We start from the raw sequence: 10,071 nt of genomic DNA on the forward strand, positions 1-10,071 counted from the left end.
CGGCGCAACCCGAAGGGCGGCAGTTCTTTTTCGCCAGACTTCGTTGCTTGCTCCTTACAGATCCACTTCGGGATATGCTCGTCGCTCGCGCCTCGTCTGGCCGAAAAATCCCTTGCCGCGAACGTGAGCGTATTTATGAAATGGACCACTAAGTCTCTAACGCGACCCCGAGAGATTAGGATTACGAGTATGATTAAGATTAGGAAATGGAGGAATGGCACCGCAGGCGTTCCTTCGCATAGACCAACGGAGACGAACTCGTGGGCGAGTTTTTCAAGCAGGCGCTGATAAAGCCGCACGCCTTCGATCCCATTTTCGAAACCGCTCTAAGCGACGAGGATTCTCAGTGCCTCGGTCTTTCCGTTGCCAGAAGAAAGTGTGTCAGATTCGATTTGCATGTTCGCGAAACACCCGCCCCGCGTCCCCGAACATCAGGCAGCACTCTCAAAAGTTCCTCAATCGCTGGAGTAAGGCAATCCCTGGAGTTCACAATGCTTTTCGAGGGTTGCCGTCCCCAGATACTGGCACTTCCGATTCAAAGGGGGCCCGTTCAGGGAGCGGTGTTTGGCTGGAGCGAGAGGGCGGGACAGTATTCGCCTTGGTATTCGCGCCGCCACCAGGCTCCGTCTTGGCCACGCTGTTTGGGCGTGGTGAAGTGATAGGCGTAGGTCCGGGCGCGGATGAACTTCGGCGGCCGATCCGGGAATGGATTTCGATCGATGAGAGCGAGGACTTCGGGTTGGCCTTGCAGCAAGCGGACGCAAAAGTTCACAAACCAGGGATTGCCCCGCACGTCGCCTAGCGCGGCGAACCACATTTGCCAATCGAGCCGCGGTTGATGCGGCGCAACAAACGTTGGCCGCCGGCGCAGGTCGCCGAGCTTGTGGCGGAACTCGTAAGCCAGCCAGTTCTGTCCGTCGTGGCTGCCTTCCACGACGATTTCAGGGCGCGACGTGGTCATGACCGCGAACAAGCCGTAGCTGTTGATGGAGCGGAAAGGCGCGACCCATCGATAGAGTTTCACGAGCGGATTCCCGGCGGCCCAGCGGACGCGCAACAGGCCGAGCATTTCGACCGTCGTCACGCCCAGCACCACGGCGGTGAGCAGTGACAACACGGCGGCGCGCGTCCAGCGGAGTGGGGCGGCCACGGATTTCGCGGATGGCGAAGCTCTTTTATCCATGTTATCTGTGTAATCCGTGGTCGAGTCAGGTGCGTGGGGGGCGTTCGGAGCGGAGGTCGCCTCAGGGTGGACGGGGTTCGACTGTTCCGGAATAACGGCAGTTCGCTCAGCCCATCTGCGCGGAACAAACCTTGCCAGCGCGAAGTCATCCAGCAGAGTCACACACAGGGCAACGGTGAGGAGGTTGAAGAAGGTGTAATTGCCAGTGAGCGCAATGGCCGCCATCAGCAGCAAGAAACCCCAGAACGCAAGGAAGCGCGGACGGCGCGGGAGGAAGATGAGGAAGGGCAAAACCAGCTCGACAAAGAACATTCCAAGACAGGCCACTTCATGAAACCAGACCGGCAACTGGTGCGCGTGCCAGGCCAGCGGCGTCGGCAAAGGTTGCGTTTCATAGTGGAAGGTCAGGGCGGTGAAGTTTTGCCAGGCGGCGTCTCCGCTCAAGAGCTTCACGGCGCCCGAAGAGAACATCAACCGGAAGAGCAGCCAGCGCAGCAGCCAGAGCACGAGGCGCGAGGGCGGCGTTTCGCGGGCGAAACCTGGCCAGAGCCGCCAAGGCGCGAGGAAGATCGCCAGAAAACCCGCCTCCAGGAGAAGGTTGTCCCACTGATAGCCGAGGAACACCGTGCTGATCTGGGCGAGCGACAGATAATTGAGCCAGAGCAGGAACAGGCACGGTGCCGGGGCAATGTTCAGCATGACCAGAGCCGAGAGCGCCAGGCCGGCGACGCACAGTCCGCGCAGGAAGCTGTCCTCGGCGCTCAACCAGCACAGCGTTGGCGCGACCCGAAACCGATCGATCCCCAGGCCAGCGGTGTTTTCCTCAACCGCACGCATGACCGATTGCGCGGGCATGATTCCGTTGCTGCCGATCAGGCCGGCGAGCTGCGCGTTCAGCGAGAGGAAGGCGATCAGGTAAGTCACGCCCATCAACCTCAGAAAGAGCCAGCGGACGAAAATGTGGGATGGCTCCTGGACGTGCTGGCCCCACAGCCAGCGGCAGCAAAACGCGCAGTCGCCGTCGAAAATGAGGAGTGGTTTGTCCGGAGGCTGCGCGACTCGCGGATCGGAGTCGCGCGGCGGAGATGGCTTCATACCCGAATCCAGGATCATCCGTGGCTTGCAGAACCATTGAGTGCGAAAAAGGCCATTCGCCGCGGCGCCAGCGGCGTGCGTCCGTAGCGCCGGGAAACGCGCACGGAGAACCCTGAAGCGCGCAATGCCCGCGTGACTTCCTCGTGGTCAAACAACCGCACGACGTGGGTCTCTTCCGACCGCCGATACGCCGAGCCGATCTTGCGGAAGGCCGTGATTCGCCGCGTTAACACGTGTTTCCGGCGGTTCTCAGCCGCTTCGAACAGCGCCGCCCAATCTTTCCCCGCGCGCCAGCCGCGATAGTTCATCGCCGGGCCTTCCCGGATCATCACATCGAAAATGAAGAATCCGTCGGGACGCAGCGTTTGAGCCGCGCGCTTGAAGAGCTTCTCGACTTTCGGGATCTGCTCTCCGTCGAGGTAATTCAAGCCTTCGCCCAGGATCGTGATCGCATCGCAAGGCGGCAGCTCGAACTCGTGAAGCGAGGCGCAACGATAACGAGCGCGAGGAGCCACGCGTTTCGCCAGGCGAATCATGTCTGGCGAACAGTCCACGCCAATGACGTCGAATCCAGCCCGTTCGGCTGCCTTCGCCCACAAGCCGCTGCCGCAACCGAGATCAACGAGGGTCCCCCGGCGAATGCCTGCGCGTTTGAGAATCCGCAGCAGTTCTGGCGCGGCCCGGGTTGCCAGTTCCCCAAAGCCGACATGATGAATGTAAGCGAGGTCTTCTCGATAAAAGGCAGGCCGGTTCATGGTCCAAGGACTGTTACCAGAAATGCTTGCAGGCCGCAAAAATGGATTGGCATTGTCATGGCATTGTCCCGGAGGGACTCTCCGACAATAGCCCGGCGTTTCAACGCCGGGAAAGCGGCTTCCAACGGTGGCACGCTCGCAGGCAGGTTGGTCACCAGCGCCTGATAGAGATACTGTATGCCGCAAGAGCACGACCCGACGCGGCTGTGGCCAGTTGATTTCCTGGTGCCAGACCTCCGCGACTTCGGTCCCCGGAACTTCGGTGGGGGTTTTTTCGAACCCGCCCTCAGAATTTCCCTTGCGCTAGCGACCAGCGAAAGGCTAAGGTCTGGGCAGAATCGGGCGCTTCCTGCGCAGACTGCGTCGCTTTGCATGAAACGAATCGCTGGCCTTGCCTCGCTGGTGCTTGCCTTCGAACTGCTGATCCTCCAAAGCCTCCACGCGCGCGAACCGCGATCGTTCAACTTCGAGAACGATATCACTCCCTTCCTAAACCGGTTCGGCTGCAATTCCTCGTCGTGCCACGGCAAAGCCGAAGGACAGAACGGATTCAAGCTCTCTGTTTTTGGCTATGATCCAGCGGCTGATCACAAAGCCCTCACGATGGAGAGCCGGGGTCGCCGCGTCTTCCCGGCCGCTCCTGAGGAAAGTTTACTCCTGCAGAAGATTTCCGGCGCGATGCCGCATGGCGGCGGCACGCGTATTCGGGCTGGCACACCGGAATACCTGATCGTCCGCGACTGGATCGCGGCCGGCACGCCGTTTGGACACGCCTCCGATCCCAGAGTCAAAGAGATTGAACTCACGCCGACGGAGCGCGTGTTACCCATGCAGGCGCGGCAACCGCTGCGGGTGACGGCGATCTATTCGGATGGACGACGCGTGGACGTGACCCACCTCGCGCAGTTCCAATCTAACAACGAAGTCGTCGCGCGCGTCGATGACGAGGGTTGGGTCTCTGCGGCCGACATTCCCGGCCAGGCGGCGATCATGGCTCGTTACCTGAGCGCGGTCGCGGTCTGCCAGATTCTTGTGCCGCGCCAAGAAAGCCCGGCGCCGTTTCCACAACTTCCGGAATTCAACTTCATCGACCGTTTCGTCGATATCAAGCTGAGGAAATTGAATATCCACCCGTCCGAGTTGGCGGATGACGCCGAATTCCTCCGGCGGGTTTACCTGGACGTCATTGGCACGCTCCCGACTCCGGCCGAAGCCCGGCGTTTCCTCGTGGATCGGCGGCTGGACCGGCGCGCACGGCTTGTGGATGAGTTGCTTGCTCGGCCTGAGTACGCGGATTACTGGGCGCTGCGATGGGCGGACGTATTGCGCGTCGATCGCCAGGTGCTCGGACACAAGGATGCTTACGCTTACTACTCCTGGATCCGAAAACGACTCGCGTCGAACACGCGATTCGACCTGATGGTCCGTGAGTTGATCACGGCGGAGGGACCCATCGAAGAAACGCCTCAAGCGAATTTCTACAGGCTGTTCGCCAAGCCCGGCGAAATGGCCAGCACGCTGTCGCAGGTCTTTCTCGGCGTCCGCATCGCCTGCGCGGAATGCCATCATCACCCGTTCGACCGCTGGAGCCAGAGCGATTATTACGGCATGCAAGCGTTCTTCCAACCGGTGAATCGAAAGAAAGGGCCTGCTGGAGAGATGCTGCTGGCGAGCGGCAAAGCGGAAGCCCGAAATCCGCGCACGGGCGAAATGGTTCGCCCCCATCCGCTCGGCGCAGCCAGGCCCCACCCGGAGACGGACACGGAGTTGCGCCGCACCCTTGCGGCGTGGTTCACGGCGCCGGATAATCCGTGGTTTGCGAAGAATCTGGCCAATCGAATGGTGGCGCACTTTCTGGGACGCGGGTTGGTCGAGCCGGTCGATGACGTGCGCGCCACCAATCCTCCGAGTAATCCGGAATTACTCGACGCGCTTGCTCGCCAGGTGGTCGAAGTGGATTTCGATCTCAAACAAATGATCCGAACGATTACGAGGTCCCGGACGTATCAACTCTCCTCGCAACCGAACGACACGAACGCGCAGGATGAGCAGAATTATTCGCGGACTTTGCTCAAGCGCTTGCCGGCGGAAGTGCTGCTCGATGCGGTGTGCCAGACCACCGGCATCGGGGAGAAGTTCGCTGGCGTGCCGGCGGGCTATCGCGCGATCCAGGTGTGGGACAGCGACGTGTCGCATTATTTTCTGAAGTTGTTTGGCCGGCCTGTGCGCAAGACCGCGTGCGAGTGCGAGCGCAATGCCGAGGCCAGCATTGCCCAAGTGCTGCACTTGCTCAATTCACCACAGATTCACTTCAAATTGACGCACGAGGAGGGCGCCATTGCGCGCCTCACCAGTTCATGCTCGGACAACGTGAATCTGGCGGACGAATTGTATCTGACCTTCTACAGCAGATTCCCGGCGACGGAAGAGAGGCAGTGCGCTGAGAAGTACCTGGCTGAACGCGGCCGTGATCGGCGGCACGCGGCCGAAGACCTGGCCTGGAGCCTCCTCAACTCGCTTGAATTTGTTTTCAATCATTGAAAGTTAGAATCTATGAGCCGATACGTTCAACACTGTAACGGGATCAACCGGCGTGACTTCCTGCGGGTGGGCGCGGTCGGATTGCTCGGAATCGAACTCAGTTTGCCCGCCTTGCTCGAACGCCAGGCGCGGGCCGCCAGTCCCGCCGGCCAGCAGCGGGACGTCTCGGTGATCTGGATTTTCCTCAAGGGCGGCATGAGCACGATCGACACCTTCGATCTCAAGCCGGACGCGCCGTCCGACATCCGCGGCGAATTCAAATCGATCCCAACGCGCATTCCCGGTGTCCACGTGAGCGAGCATCTGCCAAAGATCGCCGGGCAGATGGACAAATTATCACTCGTCCGGTCATTCGGTCACCGCAATGCGGATCACGGTCCGGCTGATCACTACATGCTCACGGGTTATCACCCCATCGCCGGATTCAATCCCAACCTGAAGCCCAACAACCAGTATCCCTCCTTCGGCTCGGTCATTGGCCACAAACTGGGTGCGCGCAGCTCGGTCCCACCGTATGTGTGTTTGCCCATTCTGCACGCCAGCGCGGGCTCGGCCTTTCTCGGGCCGTCGGCCGTGCCGTTTGTGATCGAATCCGATCCGGGCGCGCCGAGTTTCTCCGTGCCCGACCTCGCGCCGCCGATGGCGCTGGAGGCCTCACGGCTTGCGGCTCGACGGGAGCTGCTGGGACAGGTCGATCGCTACCAACGAAGGGCTGAAGTCAAAGCAAACAGCGCGGCCCGCAGCGTGAGTGTCTTCAGTCAAAAAGCATTCGACCTGATGACTTCGCCGGAGGCGAAGAAGGCATTCGACATCGCGCAGGAGCCGGAAAAACTCCGCGATGAATACGGACGGCACACGCTGGGCCAAAGCTGTCTCATGGCGCGAAGACTCGTCGAGGCCGGCGTGCGATGCGTGATGGTCGATCACTCGAATTGGGACACGCACTACGACAACTTCACGATCCTGAAGAGCCAGTTGCTCCCGAAGTTCGACGCGGCGATCGCCACGCTGTTCCGCGACCTCGCGGACCGCGGCCGGCTCGACTCGACGCTGGTCATCCTCAGCGGCGAATTTGGCCGCACGCCGCGCATCAACAAGGACGCGGGCCGAGATCACTGGAGCAAATGCTTTACGTTGGCGATCGGCGGAGGCGGCATCCAGGGCGGGCGAGCCGTCGGGACAAGCGATGCCTGGGCACAGGAGCCGGCGGACAATCCGTACGGCCCCGAGGATCTGGCGGCCACGCTGTATCACTTGCTGGGTATCGATCCGAAAGCCGAACTGCGAACCCCCGAGGGAAGGCCGATCGCGCTTTCGAGTGGCGGGCGAATCATTCGAGAGTTGGTGTGAGGCTCTTTTCCCGTAGCCGTATCCTCTTTGGTCGGTGCTTGGCATCTGTAATGTCGTTCGCGCTCTGCAATTCCGCCGAAGAACCTTCCGTCTCTTACATTTTTCCCGCCGGCGGGCAGCGAGGCACAGACGTTCCATTCAAAGTGGGAGGCCATTACCTGCATGGCGAAGCGTCGTTCGAGATGCTGGGTCCGGGAGTTTCGGCCGCAGGCACGATTCGCCAAACGAACACCGTCTGGTTCGAAGGGCCGATCATTCCGCTGCCCGCTTCGCAGAATGTTGAAGATTATCCAAAGGACCACGCGGGTGAGGTGCGAATTGCGGCCGAGGCCGAACCGGGCGTGCGCTACTGGCGCGTTTGGACCTCGCAAGGCGCGACTTCGGCGCGGCCCTTCGTGATCGGCGAGTTGTCCGAGGTGATTGAACAGGAAATCGACGGCAACCCGATCCGGACCGAAGTTCAGTTGCCTGTGACAATTAACGGACGGATTTTTCCCCGCGAAGACGTCGATGTCTGGACGTTCACGGCTCGCGCCGGACAAGAAATCACCCTCGACGCCTGGGCCAGGCGATTGGGCTCGCCCTTGGAGCCGAGAGTGGAAGTACGGGATTCCAAAGGACGCCATCTGGCCGAGGCGGTCGCGGCTTCCGGAACAGACCCGCAGCTCTCATTCACGGCTCCTGCCGACGGGACGTATGAAGTCCGAATCCACGACATCAGCTTCGGCGGGCTGCAGCATTATGTGTATCGATTGACGCTGACGGACAGACCTTTTGTCCAGGCGATCTTCCCGTTGGGGGGCCGCCGGGGCGCTAAGTTGCGAATGCACTTGCTCGGAGCCGCCTTGCCTTCTTCGCAAGCAACGCTCGATCTTCCGGCTGAGGCAGCAAGTCCTTTCGTCACGCAATTGAAGTTAGGTGACTCGTGCACGAACCCGATCGTGCTTGAGGTGGATGATTGGCCGGAGAGCGTTGCCGCGGCGGGCTCGCTCGCGGACGCTTCCAAGCAGGACTCCATCGTTCTGCCGGTCGTGTTGAACGGCCGTGTTGAATGTCCGAACGAGAGCGAATTCTGGCCCGTTCGCCTCGCGAAGGACCAATCTTACGAATTCGATCTCCGAGCCAGTCGCCTGGGCAGCCCGCTCGACTCCGTCCTGACCATCCTCGATACTTCCGGCAAGCCGCTTGCCCAAAACGACGACCTCGGCGGCGACCAGACCGATTCGCGCCTGACGTTTAAAGCGCCTGCGGATGGGACCTACATCTTGGGCGTCAAGGAACGGTTCGCGTCGCGCGGCGGACCTAAGTTTAGCTATCGGCTTCGAGCGGGCCCCCAACCGGAACCGGACTTCCAGCTCAAATTGGCGACGGATGCCGTGACCGTCCTGCGCGAAATCGCCGGCCTGAGCGAGGAACAAAAAAAGAATCGACCGCAGCCAAAACCGGCTCAGCTTCGAATCGACGCCGAGCGCATTGGAAGCTTTGCGAGTGAAGTTGAGCTTTCCGTGGAAGGCCTGCCTGCGGGCGTCAGCGTGAAGGGGCTCAAAATCGCCGAGAAGCAGCCAAAGACGGAACTGAATTTCACGGCGGCGCCGGAGACGAGGATCGGCGCCACGCACGTTCGGATTCGCGGCGCGGCGAAGATCAATGGAAACACTGTGGAACGGATCGCGAAGTTCGCCGTGCCGCGCGGGCAGCCATCTTTAGACAACGTATTGCTCGCGGTTGCGATGCCAACGCCTTTCAGAATCCGAGGCGAGTACTTGTTCGCCTACGGAATTCGTGGATCCGTGTATCGACGGAATTACATTTTGGATCGGAATGGTTTCGCCGGACCGCTGTCGGTGCGGTTAGCCGATCGGCAAGTGCGGCACTTGCAAGGCGTGCATGGACCGGCGATCACGGTGCCGCCCGAAGCGAATGAGATCGAATATCCGCTGACCTTGCCCCCCTGGATGGAGATTGGCCGCACGAGCCGTTCCGCCGTCATGGTTTCAGGGGCCGTCAAAGATCGCGACGGGAGCGAGCACATCGTCAGCTACAGTTCCGGAGAACAAAACGACCAGATCATCGCGGTCATCATGGAGGCGTTGATGAGTCTTGAAATCGACCGGCGATCCCTGCTGGCAAAACCGAACACCGAGGTCGAATTGCGCGTTCAAACTCGGCGAGACAAATCCATCGCGCGTGAAGCAGTGCGAGTGGAATTAGTCCTGCCTTTGCACTTCCGAGACCTCAGCGCTCTGCCAGTGGTGATTTCGGCGGAGGGGACCGACGCGGTGTTGCGCATAAGGTTTGGAGGCAACCCGGGTCCCTTCAACATGCCAGCGATCGTCCGTGCGAGAACCCTCGGCTCAACGAATCCACACACGGCCGGGGCGGGAATTGAGTTCGTCAGCCCCACGGCCGCAATTGCGCAGTGATCGGCCTGGGGAACGGCGGAAAAGTTGGAGAAAGGGTGACGAGCGAATCTGTCTGATGCCTCAGAGCCGTTATTATGAGATTTCAATGGACGGACTCTTACGAGGAACACGGCATCGCGGCCATCAGCCTGGGAGCCGTTCCGCTCCGCCGGCGTGCTCCAGCCAACTGGCTGCGTTCCGATGAATTGCCGGCGGCGCCCGGGGCGTCGTGCCACGAACTGATCGAAGCGGTTTTTCGCACCGAAGATTACTGCTTGGTCCGCGGGATGGACGACAAAGCTCGTAGCGCAGAGTTGCACTCTGCCGTAGCGCAGAATTGTATTCTGCGGGGCGTCTCCCAGTCCGAGCCCGCTGGGACTTGCCGGCGCCCTGCCGATTGGAAATCGGCGATAGAGCAGATTGAAAATCTGCGCTACGGTTCTCCGGTCGATCTGTCGTCAATCCCACGGTCTGCAGTATCTGGCCGGATTGATCGGTGAGGACGCGTTGCTCAAACAAAAATTCTGCCACTCGCTATTTTCAGTGGCTGCGTCGTGGAGTTCGAACGGCCCCTTCCCCTCACCCTATCCCTCTCCCTCAGGGAGAGGGAAAAGACATCCGCGCCGAGAGCAACCCTGGGCCCAAGAAGTTGGCCAATGGAATCAGCGAAGCACCGCCGCAAAACGGCCAGATCGAATCGGAACGGTTGATGCGCAACCAGGGCTGAACGCGCCGGGGCAACGGC

The 10,071-nt window shown here is 60.7% G+C and carries 5 protein-coding genes; 3 read left to right on the forward strand and 2 right to left on the reverse strand.

Annotated elements, in window-relative coordinates; all coding sequences use genetic code 11:
- Window positions 1-550 precede the first annotated feature (550 nt).
- Both FJ398_21595 and FJ398_21600 read right to left on the reverse strand, forming a co-directional pair.
- Complete coding sequence (locus FJ398_21595; GenBank protein MBM3840506.1) at window positions 551-2,296, reverse strand: lipase maturation factor family protein; 1,746 nt, start codon at window positions 2,294-2,296, stop codon at window positions 551-553.
- Window positions 2,293-3,033 carry a class I SAM-dependent methyltransferase gene (locus FJ398_21600; GenBank protein MBM3840507.1) on the reverse strand — a complete coding sequence of 247 codons (741 nt, stop codon included), beginning with the start codon at window positions 3,031-3,033 and terminating at the stop codon, window positions 2,293-2,295. Before FJ398_21600 ends, FJ398_21595 begins: the two co-directional genes overlap by 4 nt.
- Before the next feature lie 177 nt (window positions 3,034-3,210).
- Here FJ398_21600 and FJ398_21605 point away from each other — a divergent pair, with 177 nt between their 5' ends.
- Genes FJ398_21605 through FJ398_21615 form a run of 3 tightly spaced genes read left to right on the forward strand, consistent with a single transcriptional unit; the run spans window position 3,211 to window position 9,347 of the window.
- Window positions 3,211-5,574: a DUF1549 domain-containing protein gene (locus tag FJ398_21605; GenBank protein ID MBM3840508.1), complete on the forward strand. Its 2,364-nt coding sequence runs from the start codon at window positions 3,211-3,213 to the stop codon at window positions 5,572-5,574.
- Between the two features lie 12 nt (window positions 5,575-5,586).
- The gene (locus FJ398_21610) at window positions 5,587-6,924 is read left to right on the forward strand and encodes a DUF1501 domain-containing protein (GenBank protein ID MBM3840509.1); all 1,338 of its coding nucleotides are present in this window, start codon (window positions 5,587-5,589) and stop codon (window positions 6,922-6,924) included.
- 50 nt (window positions 6,925-6,974) lie between these two features.
- On the forward strand, window positions 6,975-9,347 hold the full coding sequence (locus FJ398_21615; GenBank protein MBM3840510.1) for a hypothetical protein: 2,373 nt from the start codon (window positions 6,975-6,977) through the stop codon (window positions 9,345-9,347).
- Window positions 9,348-10,071: the final 724 nt, after the last annotated feature.

The sequence above is a fragment of the Verrucomicrobiota bacterium genome (assembly GCA_016871535.1).
In the GTDB taxonomy this organism is placed as follows: Bacteria; Verrucomicrobiota; Verrucomicrobiia; order Limisphaerales; family SIBE01; genus VHCZ01.